The sequence below is a fragment of the Shewanella sp. MSW genome (genome assembly GCF_007636515.1).
In the GTDB taxonomy this organism is placed as follows: Bacteria; Pseudomonadota; Gammaproteobacteria; order Enterobacterales; family Shewanellaceae; genus Shewanella; species Shewanella indica.
This window is the reverse complement of record NZ_LVDR01000005.1, coordinates 278,450-296,326: the sequence shown is the minus strand read 5'-3', so window position 1 is coordinate 296,326 and position 17,877 is coordinate 278,450. Positions and strand designations below refer to the sequence as shown.

12 protein-coding genes are annotated in these 17,877 nt (G+C 51.9%); 2 read left to right on the top strand and 10 right to left on the bottom strand.

What is annotated here, in order from left to right; all coding sequences use genetic code 11:
* Nucleotides 1-6: 6 nt before the first annotated feature.
* Nucleotides 7-657, top strand: a complete 651-nt coding sequence (gene hisIE / locus AYI96_RS07740; RefSeq protein ID WP_144361344.1) for a bifunctional phosphoribosyl-AMP cyclohydrolase/phosphoribosyl-ATP diphosphatase HisIE — start codon at nucleotides 7-9, stop codon at nucleotides 655-657.
* A gap of 199 nt (nucleotides 658-856) precedes the next feature.
* On the opposite strand, the gene AYI96_RS07735 is transcribed toward hisIE, so the two are convergent.
* Complete coding sequence (locus tag AYI96_RS07735; protein ID WP_144361343.1) at nucleotides 857-1,603, bottom strand: DsbA family protein; 747 nt, start codon at nucleotides 1,601-1,603, stop codon at nucleotides 857-859.
* Nucleotides 1,597-2,460, bottom strand: coding sequence for an MBL fold metallo-hydrolase (locus AYI96_RS07730; RefSeq protein WP_101096411.1), 864 nt, complete (start codon nucleotides 2,458-2,460; stop codon nucleotides 1,597-1,599). Before AYI96_RS07730 ends, AYI96_RS07735 begins: the two co-directional genes overlap by 7 nt.
* 109 nt (nucleotides 2,461-2,569) lie before the next feature.
* Here AYI96_RS07730 and AYI96_RS07725 point away from each other — a divergent pair, with 109 nt between their 5' ends.
* On the top strand, nucleotides 2,570-3,451 hold the full coding sequence (locus AYI96_RS07725; protein WP_144361342.1) for a LysR family transcriptional regulator: 882 nt from the start codon (nucleotides 2,570-2,572) through the stop codon (nucleotides 3,449-3,451).
* Nucleotides 3,452-3,545: 94 nt separating this feature from the next.
* Here the strand turns inward: AYI96_RS07725 and AYI96_RS07720 are convergent, their stop codons facing one another.
* The 8 genes from AYI96_RS07720 to AYI96_RS07685 form a co-directional block, all read right to left on the bottom strand.
* On the bottom strand, nucleotides 3,546-4,079 hold the full coding sequence (locus AYI96_RS07720; protein WP_039033231.1) for a cell division protein ZapC: 534 nt from the start codon (nucleotides 4,077-4,079) through the stop codon (nucleotides 3,546-3,548).
* A gap of 186 nt (nucleotides 4,080-4,265) precedes the next feature.
* The gene (gene pyrD / locus AYI96_RS07715) at nucleotides 4,266-5,285 is read right to left on the bottom strand and encodes a quinone-dependent dihydroorotate dehydrogenase (protein WP_039033232.1); all 1,020 of its coding nucleotides are present in this window, start codon (nucleotides 5,283-5,285) and stop codon (nucleotides 4,266-4,268) included.
* A 61-nt stretch (nucleotides 5,286-5,346) separates the two neighbouring features.
* Nucleotides 5,347-10,194, bottom strand: a complete 4,848-nt coding sequence (locus tag AYI96_RS07710) for an NAD-glutamate dehydrogenase (RefSeq protein WP_101096409.1) — start codon at nucleotides 10,192-10,194, stop codon at nucleotides 5,347-5,349.
* Between the two features lie 264 nt (nucleotides 10,195-10,458).
* Complete coding sequence (locus AYI96_RS07705) at nucleotides 10,459-12,768, bottom strand: efflux RND transporter permease subunit (RefSeq protein ID WP_039033234.1); 2,310 nt, start codon at nucleotides 12,766-12,768, stop codon at nucleotides 10,459-10,461.
* A 12-nt stretch (nucleotides 12,769-12,780) separates the two neighbouring features.
* Nucleotides 12,781-13,821: a WD40/YVTN/BNR-like repeat-containing protein gene (locus AYI96_RS07700; protein WP_144361341.1), complete on the bottom strand. Its 1,041-nt coding sequence runs from the start codon at nucleotides 13,819-13,821 to the stop codon at nucleotides 12,781-12,783.
* Between the two features lie 87 nt (nucleotides 13,822-13,908).
* Complete coding sequence (locus tag AYI96_RS07695) at nucleotides 13,909-15,276, bottom strand: DUF1329 domain-containing protein (RefSeq protein ID WP_039033236.1); 1,368 nt, start codon at nucleotides 15,274-15,276, stop codon at nucleotides 13,909-13,911.
* A gap of 13 nt (nucleotides 15,277-15,289) precedes the next feature.
* Nucleotides 15,290-17,344 (bottom strand): DUF1302 domain-containing protein, encoded by a 2,055-nt coding sequence (locus AYI96_RS07690; protein ID WP_071476581.1) that lies wholly within the window; start codon nucleotides 17,342-17,344, stop codon nucleotides 15,290-15,292.
* Nucleotides 17,345-17,659: 315 nt separating this feature from the next.
* Complete coding sequence (locus tag AYI96_RS07685; RefSeq protein WP_039033238.1) at nucleotides 17,660-17,875, bottom strand: DUF2835 domain-containing protein; 216 nt, start codon at nucleotides 17,873-17,875, stop codon at nucleotides 17,660-17,662.
* Between the last annotated feature and the right edge of the window lie 2 nt (nucleotides 17,876-17,877).

The following is a 17,877-nucleotide window of genomic DNA, read 5'->3' as shown; positions in this document are numbered from 1 at the left end:
TTTGATATGACAACCGAGACAAACAATGCCGACTGGCTCAAACAGTTGGACTGGGATAAACAACAGGGATTACTGCCGGCCGTAGTGCAGGACTTTCACAGCGGCAAGGTGTTGATGCTGGGTTATATGAACCGCGAAGCCCTGGATGTCACCCTGAGCAAAGGCCTGGTGACCTTTTACAGCCGCAGCAAACAGCGGCTGTGGACCAAAGGCGAAAGCTCGGGCAATCTGCTGCAATTGGTCAGCATAGGAGTGGACTGTGACAACGACAGCCTGCTGCTGCAGGCCAACCCCTTAGGCCCCACCTGCCACAAGGGGACTGACAGCTGCTGGGATAATCCGGCCTGCGGCGAAGTGCACCCCTTTATCAATCGCCTGCAAAGCCTTATCGCCTCCCGTAAGGAAGAAGACCCCAACGAGAGCTATACCGCTTCGCTGTTTCAGCGCGGTACCAAGCGCATTGCCCAGAAGGTGGGCGAAGAGGGTTTGGAAACCGCGCTGGCGGCGGCCACTCATGATCGCGAAGAGTTGGTGAATGAAGCCTCGGATCTCCTCTATCACCTCTTGGTACTGCTGGAGGATCAGCAGCTGTCCCTCGATGATATCCATGCCAACCTGGCCAAACGCCACGCCCAGGCCAAAGCGGCACAGGAGTAGAACAAAGCCAACATAAGGAAGTGGTAAAGCAGCAACCAATAAAGGCAAAAGCGAAGGGAATGAATGCAACTAACAGGTGTTCATCCCCTTCTGCTGTCAGCTTTTATCGCAATCTTACAGTGCTCATTTTACTCAAGCCAAGACTAAGATTGCAGCCCCTTTGAACGCCCTTAAGCCCTCTCTAATCCATGCGGAAAGCTTAATCGCAGTCGCCTCCCCGGATACAAGCCGCCGGGGCACTTGGCACGGCTTTCGGATTATCTCTCTTGGCGTCAATCCCAGAGAGCTGTTTGGCAAAACTTGAGTCAAACCAACCCAGCATTGCCTCTGTCTGGCCGTAGAAGCGGTTCAAAGGTACAGGGTGCCACTCACCGATTTCGCTTTCCAGAACCAGTGACGGAAAGCCTGCCAATCCGAGCTTTGCCATCATGGCCCGGCTCTGAGTGATATGGCTCGCCAGCGGCGAAATCTGCCCGGCTGAGTTTGCTTTCATAACCGCCGTCAGATCGCTAGCCAATTTCTCGTGCCCCAGTGCCTGGAGACTTCTCAGCGCCATCAGCAGTTGCAGTAACACTTCAGGCTCGGCAAGCCTTAAACCTTGAACATAATGGCCACCCTGCAATATCTCCAGCAGCGCCAATCCCTGCCCTGCCACCTTTTCGGCGAGCAGGATAGCGGCAATGGCCGGTCCCGAGTCCAACACAGCGTCAGGGCATTGCAGCAAACCCTGAGTGTAACCGTCACCAAAGGGCTGCCCGGTCAGCTTGGCAATTTTGCTGTCGTGGCTGAGGATATGTTGCCTGAGCCCGGGCGTTATTCTTGTTGCCGCCATCAGGCCGCCGGCGTGCAAAACTATCGGGAGTCTGGCACTCAGGGCATGAATGAGGGGCGCCGCACCATGGCACCAGCCGCACAAGGGGTCAAAAAAGTAGTGCAGCCTCACCATTTCATCTCACCCTTACTGACCTTGGCAGCTATCTCCAATGCCATAGCAAGCCCGGCATTCGGGTACAGACGCTGCATGGTGTCAATAAGCTCAGCGCTGGTTTGGGTGACGGCTTCGGCTTGTTCGAAATCCTGCAGGTACTTGAGTGTCGCGGCAATATTGTCCTGCTCGAGAAAAGATTCAGACAACATGTGCCCGGGGATCACCTTGGCAGGGTTAAGCGCCGCCATTTCCGCCAGCTGTGCCTTCCAGGCCGCTCGCTCACTCTGGCTCTGACTATCAGCCATCCACAGGTGCAAGCCTCCGGAGACGGCCACATTGCCGAGAATGGTTTTGCTGGAAGGTACCCAGAGGTATGGCCTGTCAGCCAGCATTCCCTGGTCACCTTTTATCTCAATCGCCTTGCCTTCAAGCATTAATTGACTGCCTTTAAATATCTCTGGCAGCTGCGCCTTGAGGGGGGCATTGCTACCCATTCTGGGGATCCAAAAGCTCAGCTTGTCTTCCAGCTTGGCCGAAATTTGTGCATGCACTGCCGGGGTCGTCAGATATTTTGCTTTAGGGAAAAACTGCTTGAGTGTGGCAACCCCGAAGTAATAGTCAGGATCCGCCTGGCTGACGAATACAGTGGTCAACTGCTTGCCACTGTCCAGAACCTCGGCGGCCAGTCGCAGGGCATCGGCGCGGGTGAAGCCTGTGTCGACCAAAATAGCTTCCTTGTCACCGCTTATCAGGGTGGCGTTGACATGAAAGCTGTTACCGTCGGCGTTATAGACTTTGAAGTCGAGGGCGTCCGATTCGGCGTGTAAAGAAAATGGCAACACTAAACTGGCAGCCAATACGAGTGATTTAAGCATGGTTTTACTCCGGTGAATTTCAACGTTGGCCAGTTTATGATTTCAATTAATGCAGATATACGGCTAAAGTTGCGCAATATTGTTGCATAATCCGGACAAGTAATCGCAGATGGACAGATTAACCGCCGCCGAAGTTTTTGTGGATCTGGCCGCCAGTGGCAGCTTTACCGCTACCGCCGAGCGGCTTGAGATGTCGCGCGCCATGGTAACCCGCCATATCAAGGCGCTTGAGGATTGGTTGGGCGCCAGATTACTCAATCGCACCACCCGCAGTGTAACCCTTACAGATGCCGGGAATCAGTGCCTGACATATTGTCGCCAGTTACTCTCGACCCGTGAGGCATTGGAAATCAGCCTAAGCGAGAGACGCAGACAATTGACCGGCAAACTGAGAATAAGCAGTAGCATGTCGTTCGCACACGCACGGCTGGCAGCGAGCCTCGCGCAATTCATCAGGCTTAATCCCGGAGTGGAAATCGAGTTGGATGTGAGCGATCGCACTGTGGAGCTGGTGGCGGAAAGGGTCGATCTGGTGATCCGTATAGCGTCAAGCCCGGATCCCCTGTTGATTGGCAAGCCGCTTATCAAGGTGAATTCGCAGCTGGTGGCTTCTCCTGAATACCTCAAACAGTATCCAGCACCGCAGCATCCCAGAGATCTTCGCCGCCACCAGTGCCTTGGATACCGCCATTTCAATCGTAATCTTTGGCATCTTTCCAAGGGAGAACAGAACGAATCTGTGGCGGTCAACTGCCAACTGGTGGCCAATGAAGCGACAGTATTACTCAGGGCGGCTCAGGCAGGCAGCGGTATCGCCCAACTGCCCGATTATCTGCTGGATGAGGCACTCAAAAATGGCAGCTTACAACGCTTGCTGCCGGATTGGACACCGAGAGTCATGACGGCCTACGCTCTCTATAGCTCCAGAGAGCATATGCCGGTGGCGCTGAGGGCCTTGATTAACCACTTGAGTCAGGCATTCTCAGGTTGAAGACAAATGATAACCACCTACTGAAGTAGGTGGTTTAGGGGCTGAAAACCAAAAACGGGGCCATAAGCCCCGTTGATACTCGCTGACAAAGTTGTCATGCAGCAACTATCTGTTGCTGTGCCCTTAGCGGATGCAGACGATCGTGCATCACCTTGATGGTTTCAAAGCGGGTCAGGGTTTTGACATCGCTGAGTCGACATTCGTTGGCCAACATCATCACCAAAGAAGCCTGCAACCCGGTCTCAACCACCATCACCAGCACGCGTTCTCCACGACATTTGAGGTCAAATACCTTTCCCGGCTCACTGTAAACACAGACAGCACTGGTGTCAAAAAACCATGACTTGGGCATCTGCGGTTTTTGCATAAAGTGAGCGGCGGTGGCGTTCAACGCCAACTGAACCACTTGTGCATCCGTCAATGATAGTGACTTGGTTAGACGATCAAGCAGGTCAATATAGAACTTGGCGTGCTCGACGCTAAATTCTGCTTCTTTCATTGCATCCGGTATCAAAGTTTTGGCTTTATAAGGAGTCAGAAATTCCATTTCCGAACCTAACGATACGCTAAGGACACCGTACGAATCGTTATATCTCCATTGCCAATCTCTGTTTGGCATTAATAACATAACGCAATCCAATAAGACCTGTGATTTATTACCAACCGAATAATAGATGATATTTTACCCAATATCAAAAAAAGTTTTAAATATTAGACTGAGATAACAATATCTTAGGCAGATCTTTCAGATCAAAAAACGATCGATTCAAATAAAAAAGGATCGCCAAGGCGATCCCTTTGAGTGTTTTTTAACTTATTTAGATCTATAAGCGTCGACAATATCTTTAATTAATTTTGGCCCTTGATAGATAAAACCGGAATAGATCTGCACCATGCTTGCTCCTGCATCCAATTTATCCAGAGCATCCTCGGCGCTATTAATACCACCTACCCCCAGGATCGGGATCTCGCCTTTCAAGCATTGCGCGAGATACTTGATCACCTTGGTCGACAACTGGTTCAGCGGCTTACCGCTAAGGCCACCTGTTTCATTGGAGTTAGCCAAGCCACTGACCCCATCACGGGTCAAAGTGGTATTAGTGGCTATGGCGCCATCAAACTTATGTTTCAATAATGACTCGGCTATCTTTTCGATCTCTTCTTCAGTCAGATCCGGCGCTATTTTTAATGCAATAGGGACATACTTGCCATGCTTTTCTGCCAGTTCTGTTTGTTTGTTTTTTAAGCTAGATAACAAGTCGTCCAGTAATTCGCCATATTGCATGGTACGCAGGCCGGGAGTATTGGGTGAGGAAATATTAACCGCGATGTAATCAGCATAGGCATAAACCTTATCCATACAGATCAGATAATCATCTTTCCCTTGCTCTACCGGTGTATCTTTATTTTTACCTATATTGACACCGACCATGGCATTGGATTTTTTAGCCTTGAGATTGGCCACCAGATTATCCACGCCGAGATTATTAAAGCCCATACGATTAATAATCGCCTTGGCCGGTTTAATCCGGAAAAGCCGAGGTTTATCGTTACCGGGTTGCGGCCTTGGAGTCACGGTTCCCACTTCAACATGACCGAATCCCATGGCATGAAAGGCATCGATACATTCACCGTCTTTATCCATACCGGCGGCCAAACCGACGGGATTAGGGAATGTCAGCCCCATGAATTCGACCGGGGCCGGGGCAAGATGCTGCGCATAAAAGCAGTTCAGCGGTGAGTTACCCGTGGTTCTGAGACTACTGATGGCAAAGTTGTGGGCGCGCTCAGGATCCATCTGAAACATGACTTTTTGTGCGAGTTTGTAAAACATGGTTTCTCCTAGACCTAAAAAAAGCCCCGGCGTTTGCCAGGGCTCTTATTGTTATAATAGCTTACTTCTGCCCTTCGCAGTGCAGGATCAGCAGATTCAGTTCACGTAGCGCTACTGAGAACTTCGCAAATTCATGGGTTTGCGAGGTCTTGAAGTCAGCCAGCATGTGGAACCAGCGCTCCAGCAAGCCCTGATTGAGTTCGACCCATTGTTCGATAATAGCATCGGACTCACAGCTGTCGGTACAGCTGCGCAGTACCGCTGATGTCAGCGCTCTTTGCTGCCAATCCAGCTCCTCACGGAAGGCTGCTCTGGCCAGTGCCTGCCAGTGGTTGGCCACCGGCTGACCACCGATCTGCTCCAGGAACCAATGCAGATCGATTCTTGCGCCCAACTTGAAGTAAGTTTCTGCCACCAGTGAAACCGGCTTGGACTCCAGCTGAGCTATCTGAGCAATATCCAGCGCCGAGAACAGCGTACTCATGTTGGCAACCAGATTGGCGACCTCATGAGGCACGGCTTCTTTTTCCAGTGCGGCGATATCCTCTTCAATACCCGCCAACTCGTCAGCTACCAGGTAAGAGCGGATATTGGCTTTCAGCTCGTCGAACACCGGCTTATAGAAGGCAACAACCTGCTCTATGCTCATGGCGCGGCTACGGTTACGCAGGAACCAGCGACAGGCACGGCGCATGTTACGGCGCAACTGGTGCAGCATCTCGCCCTGAACAACCGCGGGTACTATGCCGTTCAAATCAGTAATGGCTTTGGTTAAATCTGCCAAACCAAACACTTCGCGGGCCATAGTGTAACAAATGGCGGCATCAGCAACTGAGGCGCCTGTCTCATCCTGCATACGCTGGACGAAATTGAGCCCCATATCGTTAACCAGTTCGTTCGCCAACGAAGTAGCAATGATCTCACCGCGCAGCGGATGTTGAGTCATCTTGTCGGCATACTTCTGCTGCAACTTACCAGGGAAATAAGCAACCAGCAGTTGGCTCAACCAGGCGTCATCTGTGATAACAGGTGTCAGCAGTTGTTCCTTGAGCACCATTTTGGCGTAGGCCACCAATACCGACAGCTCAGGACGGGTCAAACCTCGGCCGTTGGCCAAACGCTCGGACAGCTCCTCTTCTGTAGGCAGGAATTCCAGAGCGCGATCCAACTTACCCTCTTTTTCCAGGTAGTTGATAAAGCGGATCTGCTCTTTGAGCTGTTCGGCGCCGCGCACCTGAGTCACAGAGATGGTGCGAGTCTGATCTTTACAGTCCTGCAGTACTATCTGCGCGACTTCGTCAGTCATCTCTTCCAGCAGGCGGTTACGCTGCTTGAGGGTCATCTCACCTTCGGCCACCAGAGCGTTGAGCAGAATTTTGATGTTAACTTCGTTATCCGAACAGTCCACACCACCCACGTTATCGACAAAGTCGGTGTTGATACGGCCACCATTGGCAGCGTATTCGATACGGCCAAGCTGAGTACAACCCAGGTTACCGCCTTCACCTATGATCTTGGCCTTAAGCTCGCCACCGTTGACCCGCAAACCGTCGTTGGCGCGGTCGCCGACTTCGGCATGGGTTTCACTGCTCGCTTTGACATAAGTACCGATACCGCCGTTCCAGATCAGGTCAACCGGCATTTTCAGCAGGCATTTGATCAGCTCAGTCGGCGTCATAGCATCCTTGTCGGTCGCCAGCATCTTCTTGATTTCAGGCGTCAAACTGATGGATTTTGCGCTACGGGCAAACACACCACCGCCTTTGGAGATAAGCTCCTTGTTATAGTCTTCCCAGCTGGAGCGAGGAAGATTAAACAGACGCTTACGCTCGACAAAGCTGGTCGCTGAGTCAGGCGTTGGGTCGATAAAGATATGCATGTGGTTGAAAGCAGCCACCAGCTGGGTATGCTCAGACAAGAGCATGCCGTTACCGAATACGTCACCGGCCATGTCGCCTATCCCCACACAGGTGAAATCTGTGGTTTGGCAATCGATACCCACTTCGCGGAAGTGACGTTTTACTGACTCCCAAGCGCCGCGGGCGGTGATGCCCATCTTCTTGTGGTCATAACCGTTGGAACCACCGGAAGCGAAAGCATCACCCAGCCAGAAGCCATATTCGGTGGCAATGGCGTTGGCGGTATCAGAGAAGGTCGCAGTGCCCTTATCAGCGGCGACCACCAGGTAAGGGTCGTCTTCATCGTGACGCACAACATCCGCAGGGGGAACCAGGTCGCCGTTGACGATATTGTCTGTGATATCCAGCAAACCACGGATAAAGATCCGGTAGCATTCCTGACCTTCGGTGAAGAAAGCTTCACGTCCGCCTTCGGTCGGCAGCTGTTTACAAACAAAGCCACCCTTGGCACCTACGGGCACAATCACAGTGTTCTTAACCTGCTGTGCCTTCACCAGACCCAGTACTTCGGTACGGAAATCTTCGCGGCGATCAGACCAGCGCAATCCACCACGGGCCACTTTACCACCGCGCAGATGCACACCTTCAACCCTTGGGCTGTAGACGAAGATTTCAAACTTCGGCAGTGGCTTGGGCATTTCAGGGATCTGGTTGGGGGCAAACTTGAAGGAGATATAATCCTTCGGCTGGCCGGCGGCATCTTGCTGATAGAAGTTGGTTCTCAGCGTGGCGTTGATAAGATCCAGATAGCGGCGAATGATACGGTCATCATCCAGGCTGGATACGTCATCGAGACGCAGATTGATCTGCTCGATAAACTTATCCAGCGTGCGGGTCTTCAGCTTGGGATTGAACTTACGAATAAACATCTTCACCAGCGAATCGGCTATCTGCGGATAGCGGCTGAAGGTTTCTTCGATGTAAGCCTGGCTGAAGGTCGCATCTATTTGACGCATATACTTGGCATAGGCGCGCAGCACTGACACTTCACGGCCGGAAAGCCCGGTAGCCAGTACCATGCGGTTGAAGCCGTCGTCTTCCAGCTTTTTCTGCCAAACCTGAGCCAGCGCGGTCTGAAATCTATCCTGGCTGTCTGCCAGGTTTTCAGTGGCGCCGCCCTGTACTGTCATCAGGAAGTCGAGGATCCAGAAGGTCGCGCCATCTGTGCTCTTCACTTCATAAGGGCGCTCATTGATCACCCTGAGACCGAAGTTTTCCAGCATAGGCAGCACATCCGACAGATGGATAGGCTCATCCTTGTGGAACAGCTTCAAACGTACCTTGTTGCTGCCAGGCGCCGCTTCCTGTGGCTGATAGAACAACATGCCCAGCTTATGGTCATCATCTAACGCTTCCAGTTGTTGCAGATCCACCACGGCCGACGTCGGCAACACATCGTCTTTGTAACTCTGTGGGAATGCAGTCAGATAACGCTTGAACAGGCGAGTACCCTGCTCTTCACCCAGTGAATTGTTGAGCGCGCTCTGAAGTTTATCTTCCCATGAGCGAGCGGCTTCAATCAGATTGTTTTCTATGGCAGCCACATCAAGTTCCAAATTATTGTTGTTGTCGACTTTAACTATGTAGTGGGTACGGGCCAAGCTCGACTCGGAGAAGTAAGTGGTAAACTCCACCTCTTCATTGCTGTTAAAGGTTTGGGCAAAGATCCTTTGGGTATCTTCACGCAAACGGGTGTTGTATCTGTCTTTAGAGACATACACCAAACAGGACAGGAAGCGGCCGAAACCGTCTTTACGGACAAACAGCTTGAGTTTATCTCTGTCCTGCATCTCCAACACGCCGTGAGCCATGTGCGACAACTCGTCGACGCTTGCCTGAATAATCTCGTCCCTTGGCAGGTTTTCCAGAATATTCATCAACGCTTTATAGTCGTGGGAGCGCGGTGCCAGACCTGACTTGTCCATCACCCGCTGGACTTTCTCGGCCAACAGCGGGATCTCTTTCGGACTACGGTTGTACAGATTGGAAGCATACAGGCCGATGAATCTGTCTTCACCGACGACATTACCGGCCTCATCGAAACGTTTGACGCCGATATAGTCGACATAAGCGGGTCTGTGAACCCGGCTCTTGGCACTGCTCTTGGTCAGGATCAGCAGGCTGTTGTCCAGCGCTTCACGGCGAGCCGATTCAGAAAAAGAAGACAGCATCAAACCATGCTCTGGCTGCGCTTTGCCGGGTTTGTTCATCAGGCCCAGGCTACTGGCCATATCCGGCACCAGCTCAACGTCACCTTCTACTTTACGCAGGTCGTAGCGACGATAGCCCATCAGAGTAAAATGATGGTTGTTCAAATAACTAAGGAAGCGAGTCGCTTCTTCGAGTTCGGCTTTCTCACCGGGGAACGGGCGCTTTGGCAACTCTTCAACCACTTCAGCCAGCTTATCGGACATGGCGCGCCAGTCATTGACGGCGGCGGCGACATCACCGAGCACGGACTCTATCTCTTTTTCGAGTTGTTTTATGTCCTGGTCGCTGCTTTGGCGGTCAATTTCAATCAGGAATACTGCCACCTTGTCGCTGTCTTCCTTGCTGTCGTTAACAAAGCTGACCCGCTTGATGTCTTTGCCCTGGCGCTCAATGGCCAGAGGCGTATGCAACATCATATGAGCTGTGATCCCCAAACGGTTGAGGGCCATCCCCACAGAATCCACCAGGAAGGGCATATCGGGCTGCACAACTTCGATGATGGAGTGGGTTGATTGCCAGCCGTGCTTGGCTTGGCTTGGGTTGAATACCCTTAAGTGAGTTTCCCCACACGGCGTGCTGTTCAGAGCATTCCAAAGACTCAGGACGGCACCGTAGAGATCGCTATCGTTACGGGCCTGGAGATCGTCCTTGGACATGTGAGCGTAGAGGCAGGTGGCGAACTGTTCCACCTGATTTGCTTGTGTTTTAGGGACTTTGGAGTGGATTAAACTAACTACCTTTTCAAGCAGTACTGAAGGCATTGCATCTTTCAAGGCCATTTTGCTGTTTCCTTAAGCGTCTATGGCAGCGCTTTTTTCATTATATGGATGCTTCGTCGAATGACCCGGGCCTGAATTTTTGTGACCGAGGTCATGCCGCGCAGTTTATTACTAAACAAACCATAATTCGAGCAAAATTTTAGTGGTACATCCTGTACAAATCCAGCAATGACGGGATATTGAAGGGAGTGGTGAAGAAGTAATCGGATAAACAGACTAACTATTCAGCAGGGGCAGGAGAAACTTCTTCCCCTGCCCCTATCACTAGCTGTGTTTGCGCCAGAAAAGTGCCACCAGTGCTGGCAGGATAATTATGGCCCCCAGCATGTTGACCACAAACATGAAGGTAAGCAAAATTCCCATATCCATCTGGAACTTAAGAGCAGAGAAGAACCAAGTACTCACCCCAATGGCCAAGGTCAGACCGGTGAAGATGACCGCACTGCCTCGCTCCATCAAGGCTTCGAAATAGGCCTGCTGCACTGCCATGCCATCGCGCAGTTTCACCGCCATGGTCGACAGGATATAGATGCCATAGTCCACCCCGATACCCACCCCGAGGGCAATAACCGGCAAAGTGCTTACCGTCAGGCCGATATCCAGCCAGGTCATCAGTGCCTGCGCCAATGTCGATACCACATACAGAGGCAGGATCACCGCAACCGTGGCTTTCAGCGAACGGAAGCTTATCAGACAGAGGATAAACACCGCGCCATAGACATACAGCATCATAGGCAATTGCGCTTCGGCGACCGCCTCGTTGGTCGCTGCCATCACCCCCACCGGGCCGGAGGCGAGTTTAAAGCTCAACTTGTCGTCGTCCATTTCAGCGGCCAGCAGCTTCACCTTGCTCACCACTTGCTCTATGGTTTCCGCCTTGTGATCTTTAAGGAACAGATACACGGGCATCACAGAGCAATCGCCATTCAGCAAACCTGTGCTGGTAGGAATTTGTGACACCAGTTGCGCCAGGCTCGCCGGGCTTCTTGGTAATACCTGCCACTTGGGGCTGCCCTCATTGAAACCGGCATTCACCTGGCGTGCCACCGAGGCGATACTGGCGGTAAACTCAACCCCCGGTGTGTTGCGCGCCAACCATTCAAACCTGTCAATCTTCTCCAACGCCGAGTGATAGGTACAGGCCTCTGGATAGGCTTCCACTATCACGCTCATCACGTCTGTGGTGATAGAAAAATGATCGGTAATAAAGAAGGTGTCCTGGTTATAACGGGAGTCCTGATGCAGCGCCGGTGCTCCGCCCTGAAGATCGCCGATTTGCATCTTGCCCGCTTGCTGCAATCCGCCCAGATAAAGCAGCGCGGTGGCCGCCACTACCACCACAGCATATTTGGGCGTAGCAAAACAGGTGAGCTTTTGCCAAAAGGCCGCTGTCTTGGCCTCGGTGACCGCATTCGCTTTCGCGGCCTTTATCTGGAAGAAGGAGATCACCAAAGGCAAGAGTATCAGGTTGGTCAGGATGATCACTGCTACCCCAAGCGATGCGGAAATCGCCAACTCACGTATAATGCCGATATCGATTGCCAACAAGGTCATAAAACCTATGGTATCCGACAGCAAGGCGACCCCGCCCGGTACCAAGAGGCTACGAAACGCCGAAGCCGCGGCCACCTTGGTACTCAGACCATCGGCGACCCGCTTGCGGATGGCGTTGATCATCTGTACCCCGTGGCTGACACCTATGGCAAATACCAAAAACGGCACCAGAATCGACATGGGATCCAAGCCAAAGCCCACCACGGTCAAGAGCCCAAGCTGCCAAACCACGGCTATCAAGCTGCACACCAAAGGCAGCAGGGTCAACACCATGGAGCGGGAGAAGAGATATACCATCAGGGCCGTGACCAAAATGGCTATCAGGAAAAACAGCAGCACTCCTTTGGCCCCGTCTGCCACATCACCGGCCATCTTGGCAAAGCCTATGATGTGAATCTTTATGCCATCTTTTTCAAACTGGCCTCTGAGTTGCTCTTCCAGTTGCGCGGCAAACGCCAAAGTATCCAATGGCTCGCCGGTTTGCGGATCAAAATCCATCAGTTGCGCTGTCACCATGGCGGCGCTGTAATCCTCTGCCACCAGACGGCCGACTATGCCGGCTTTTTCGATATTGCCTCTAACCCGTTCAAGCCCAGCTTCTGTGGTGCTGAAATCCGCCGGGATCACCGGCCCTCCGGCAAAGCCGTCTTCCACCACTTCGGTAAAACGTGTCGACGGCGAAAACAGGGATTTCACCTGAGAGCGCTCTACCCCGGGAATAAAGAACAGTTGATCATGCACATTCTTGAAGGTGTCGAAAAACGCCGGATTGAAAATATTACCGCTGCTGTCTTCTACCGCCACCATGATTGAGTTGGCGCCGCCAAACTGCTTCTGGTGTTTGAGGTAGGTCTGCATATAGGGATGATGCAGCGGAATGTTTTTGACAAATGCCGCATCCATTTTCAGCTGACTGGCCTGAAAGCCCAAAAATACCGTGGTCAGCGCAAACAGCAGTATCACTCCGATACGATTGCGAAAGAGAAAACTCTCAATCCCATTGACCAATCTGTCTAACATAATAATGGCCCTTTATTGTTGTTTTAGTTCGAAAAGCCCTTTGGTCCCGGCTATCCATAACCGGCCCTTGGGGTCAACAGCAACTGCCGTTAAGTTTTCCCCTCTGCGCTGGGTTACCAGCTCAGCGTGTAAGTTGTTATCCAGACGAATAACGGCGCCGCCATTGCCGACCAGCAACAGACCCCCTTTGACCGCCACCGCCGCATTGAGGGTCGATTCAAGCGGCATCTTTATCTCCTGCCACTGACCCATATCTTTCGGGGCGCTGAAGGCATGCCCTCGCAGACCAAACACATAGAGCTGGTTATCCCCTTCTATGGCATTGAACAAAGAGCCGTCATAAATAAAATCCTGTCGCTGCCACAAACGGCCGCCATCTTCGGAAATGGCTACCATCCCCAACTCGCCGACCATGAGTAAACGCTGATCATCAAGGGCGATGACCCGATTGAAATGGGGCAAAATTGAGTCGGATTCGGCCCGATAGGCCTCTTCATCCTGCTGTTTAAGATCCGCCAGATAATCGGCGTCATCTTGGCTCAAGAGCTCGGGATGAAACTCTTTCAGCCAGCTTTGGCCGCCATCTGTGGTGCGCAGAAATAAACCATAGGCGCCAACGGCTATGCCGTTTTGCGAGTCGGCAAACCAAACATCCAGCAAGGGCCGGGCAAGCTCAGGCGAACTGAACTGTTGCTGCCAGGAGAGCCCGCCATCTTGGGTGACAAGAATGGTGGCATCATGGCCCACTGCCCAGCCATGGTTGGCATCGAGAAAAAATACCTTGGTCAACTGCGCCTGACTCGGTGTCGCCACTTGTTGCCACTGATTGGCATCGGCGCTGAGCCTTAAGATATGACCGCGCTCACCGACCGCCACCATAGTGCTGCCGGCCTGAGCAATATCCAACATCAAAGAGTGAACCGCCAAAGGCTGCAGCTGACCGGTAAGAGCCCGGGTTGCAGATTGCGTTTCGGCGTGAAGGGGCGAAATCGCGCCCTGAAATGTGAGTATGCCAAGGCCCAGAGCCGCTGCTTGAAGCATGCGATACGACATTACAGACTTCCTTAGGGTTAAAAGGGGCGCACGCGCCCCTGGAATTTTCTACTGGGTGACCTAAGCCTCCCATTAGATAACGAAGGTTTAACGTATTCCCTCGCGGCGCAGCGCGGCCGGGGTGAAGTTGGCCTCGGATAACTTGGCATCGAAGTCATACATACGGCCTTCGTTATCCAAACCTATGGCGATATAACGACGAGACTGCAGATCGTAATACACCTCGAGAGTACTCCAATGAGTCGGCACCTCGTAATAGTTCAGACCATGGGCCATGGCAACCCGATACAGTTCGTCACGGTTGTCGTACAGATCGGCGATTGAGACCTGCCAGGAGTCCTCATCCAGATAGAAGACCCGAGTCTTGTAGATATGACGCATGCCCTCTTTCAAGCTGGCCTTGACCACCCAGACTCTGTGCTTTTCATAGCGAATATAATCGGGGTTTAGGTGACCGGGTTTGAGTAGCTCACTGTACTTGACCTTATCCGAATGCAGACGGTAGTCGTTGTAAGGAATGAAGATCTCTTTCTTGCCCAGCAACTCCCAGTTATAACGGGAAGGCGAGCCATTGAACATATCGAAATCATCCGTGGTACGCAGACCATCAGAAACCGTGCCGGGCGTGTCAAAGGCCACGTTGGGCGCCTTTCTCACCCGGCGCTGCCCGGTGTTGTAGGTCCAGGCCTGGCGGGGTTCCTTCTCCTGATCCATGGTTTCTTTCACCAACAGCGCAGTACCGGCCAAACGCGCGGGCTGCGTCACCACCTGTTTGAATTCAAACAGAATGTTGTTCTTTTTCAGCTCTTCCAAGTTTGCTTCAGGGCGAGAGTATTCGAAACGTATCTCTTCGGCCATTTCCACCAGAGTGTAATCACCACTGGCGGTAGGCGCCGCCTGATTACGTTCGGTTTCGATATCGACACCGCGGAATCTGAGAATATGGTTCCAGATGGCTTCCAGTCCATTGGCAGGAATGGGGAAAGGAATACCTATAGACGCGCCATCGACACCATTGCCCTCTGAGACCAGAGTCGCTCTCGGCGCATTGGCCTTGGTGGCATCATAAATAAACTGCGGCACAGAAGCGGTACGCCGGGTCTGATAGATGTTCATTTTGAAACTATCAGGATAGGTTTCAAACATCTTCTGTTGTCCCGGCGTCAGGAACTCCTTGTATTGATCCTTATTGGCTGCGGTAACCGTCACCAGCGGCTTGTCATCCGGAAAGGGATCGGGGTGATGCATGCCTTTTTTATAACTGGCAGGAGGTGTGGTAATGCCGCCGTCCCAAGCCGGAATACTACCATCGGCATTGGGGCCCTTTTCAGCCCCGAGTGGTGTCAGGCTGGTACCCAGTTTGGCCACATCGGCCTCGGAAACCTTGGCTTCTACAGCTGTGGTGGCCCCCAAAGCCAGGATTACAGCAGCAGACAATATAGCTATCGTTCTCATTTTATTGTCCTTATCAGATCGAAAACTTAACGTTGAAAGACACATAATCGCGATCGGCCATCGCATTGGTTGTGCCTACCCCACCAAAGAAACTGTTATAGGAAAGATCGGCGCCCCAGCGGCTCTGGTAGTCAAAGCTGAGTCCCAGTGCCACAGACTTGCGACCTTCGGTAAACAGAAACATAGGATCCGGGGTGATACCATCAACGTCATGGGAGAAAATCACTCGAGGTGACATATTGATGCCGGAGAACACGTTGTTGAAATCGGCCTTGGCGACAATCCGGTAACCCCAGGCGAAATCTGTCGGGAACGGATTGGTTTCAGGACCATTATGCAACGCTTCAATGATGCCTGGCATATTCGGATTGCCGCCGCTGCGCCCTGTACCTGGACCATTGAGTCTGAGTTCATCGAAACCCGGCATATCATGGATCCATACCCCGCCGACTTCGGCGAGCATCACCAGGTTATCGGTACCCAGCGTCGGGCCAAACAAGTGGGTAAAGGTCATCTGCGCCTGAGTAGTATCGAGACGGATATAACCTTCGGCGTATTCACCCGGACCGACATCCTTGACATGGGAAGTGTACTGAGACAATCCATCAAGATCCGGCCTCAGTCCTGCGTTGGCCAGCTGTTGTGGCATAGCGGCAAACAAGAGTTCCACATCATCAATCTGCAGTGGCTCATCCTGGCGGTGCGCAATTTCACCGGCCACAGAGGTATCGCCTATCAAGGTATTAAAACTAAAGCCGTAAAGTTTGATATCTTCCGGATAAACCACCTGGGCCTTGGAGAAGCTATCCAGGCTAAGCAGTAATTCGCGGTTGATATTGCCGGCGTTTTGCCCAAGCACCGCCATATCAGACAGCAGTGCGCCTGTGCTGAAGTCCGCCGTGGTACCACTGATGAGTGGACGGCGGCTATGGTAATTCATGTAATAAAAACCAAACTCGGTTTCACCCAGCTCCGGGGCGTAGTAACCCAGCTTGATGCCGTACTGACCGGAATCGCTGGGAGCAGCTTCATCTTCCACCAATGTCACCTTGGTGGGATAAGCCAGCGCCATCTGCACCAGCTGCTCGGTCGGAATGCTCTGCCCTGAGGCTATCATGTTGGACAGGCGGTTATATTCCTGGGTCAGGAAATCGAGATTGATATCCGGGTTGGCGTTGAAGCCGAGCTGGGCGTTTTGGTTGTAGCCACCGTAACCGACAAAGTCGTTGGTGCCGAAAATCGACCCGGGAGTCGGAACCCAGATAGGCTCCCAGTCATATTGATAGAAAGCTTCCAGCGACAGGTTTTCTGTCACCCCAAAAGAAGCCCACACCATACCTTGCGGCCTGAAGGCCTCTTTCAATTCGGCGCCCGGTGCGTTGAGTATGTTCAAATCAACCGGGTTAATTACCGCAATACCATGGGAAATAAGCGTACTTTCCCCCCATGAGACCACCTGATTACCCACACGGATAGTCAAGGGATTGGCGCCATCGTTAAAATCAAAGTTGGCATAGGCAAAAGCATCCAGCAGACGGATATCCTTACACTGCACTTCTTTGGCGCGCTTGTCGGCGCAAGGGTCGTAGCGGTTGCCGGTCAGAGGGTCATTAAAATCGTAAATTCTGTCGTTCAATTTACGATCGTAAAAATACATTCCACGGGCGAAAATACCGAAATTCTCATACTTGAGCGACAGCTCGTGCAATCCCTTGAAAATTTCCGAGGTAGTATCACCCTTAGAATACAGCAGGTTACTCAAGTCATTGTTACTGGAATAGGAACCGGGTTGCGCCCAGATCTCGGCGGCCGTGTACTTGGTATCGGTGAAAGCCGAATAGCCGCTCCAATCGAATCTTGGATGGTTGACTTTCCCTATCTGACCATCCCAGTCGCGTCCTTCCACGCGCCAACTGGCGCCCAAGGTCCAGGTCGAATCAAAGGAGCCATCCACTTCGCCCCATTTGAACGATACCGCTTCGACACTGGGGATCATCCCTAAACTCAGTGCCGACGCCACCCCCAAAGCGAGCGCCGACTTGTTAAAACGGTTTATCACTGTTTTCATTTATCGCTTCTCCGTAACCTGCTGGATTAATTGTTATAGGAGTCTCAACCAACATCTTGTTAGCTCACAGGCAACACCATTGTTACAGCAATTAATGCTGATGAGCAAGGCAGAGACGGAGAAATTTATTGTGCAGATTTGGGGACTTAAGACGGATCCGTCATTCAGGAAAGGCGTGGAAATTTAAATTTTTATCGAGTGTGGAAAGGATATCGGAGGTTAACAAATATAACCCAATTGATTTCAATGGATTAACCTTTGTTACCTGGATACAAAACAGCCGACTAATTAAGTCGGCCGTTTTAAGTAATTACTCTAAATTTGTTTCAAGGAAATGAACTTTCCATCCCGGTCTAATCTGAGATGGAATTCACCATAAATACCATCGGCAGTCAGAAAAGGACGTAAGCGGCGGCCGTTGATCCAGAGGATCTTGCCACCCTTTTCCCTGACCTCAACATTTTCAGCAATACCTTGATAGTAAGGCAAAAAGTCCTGATAACTCAGATTGAGGCGAAAGTAAAATTCCATCT

What these genes read in the sequence shown, in the direction of transcription:
- hisIE (WP_144361344.1), top strand. Translation starts at nt 7, where the DNA reads ATGACAACCGAGACAAACAATGCCGACTGGCTCAAACAGTTGGACTGG.
- AYI96_RS07735 (WP_144361343.1), bottom strand. Translation starts at nt 1,603, where the DNA reads ATGGTGAGGCTGCACTACTTTTTTGACCCCTTGTGCGGCTGGTGCCAT.
- AYI96_RS07730 (WP_101096411.1), bottom strand. Translation starts at nt 2,460, where the DNA reads ATGCTTAAATCACTCGTATTGGCTGCCAGTTTAGTGTTGCCATTTTCT.
- AYI96_RS07725 (WP_144361342.1), top strand. Translation starts at nt 2,570, where the DNA reads ATGGACAGATTAACCGCCGCCGAAGTTTTTGTGGATCTGGCCGCCAGT.
- AYI96_RS07720 (WP_039033231.1), bottom strand. Translation starts at nt 4,079, where the DNA reads ATGTTATTAATGCCAAACAGAGATTGGCAATGGAGATATAACGATTCG.
- pyrD (WP_039033232.1), bottom strand. Translation starts at nt 5,285, where the DNA reads ATGTTTTACAAACTCGCACAAAAAGTCATGTTTCAGATGGATCCTGAG.
- AYI96_RS07710 (WP_101096409.1), bottom strand. Translation starts at nt 10,194, where the DNA reads ATGGCCTTGAAAGATGCAATGCCTTCAGTACTGCTTGAAAAGGTAGTT.
- AYI96_RS07705 (WP_039033234.1), bottom strand. Translation starts at nt 12,768, where the DNA reads ATGTTAGACAGATTGGTCAATGGGATTGAGAGTTTTCTCTTTCGCAAT.
- AYI96_RS07700 (WP_144361341.1), bottom strand. Translation starts at nt 13,821, where the DNA reads ATGTCGTATCGCATGCTTCAAGCAGCGGCTCTGGGCCTTGGCATACTC.
- AYI96_RS07695 (WP_039033236.1), bottom strand. Translation starts at nt 15,276, where the DNA reads ATGAGAACGATAGCTATATTGTCTGCTGCTGTAATCCTGGCTTTGGGG.
- AYI96_RS07690 (WP_071476581.1), bottom strand. Translation starts at nt 17,344, where the DNA reads ATGAAAACAGTGATAAACCGTTTTAACAAGTCGGCGCTCGCTTTGGGG.
- AYI96_RS07685 (WP_039033238.1), bottom strand. Translation starts at nt 17,875, where the DNA reads ATGGAATTTTACTTTCGCCTCAATCTGAGTTATCAGGACTTTTTGCCT.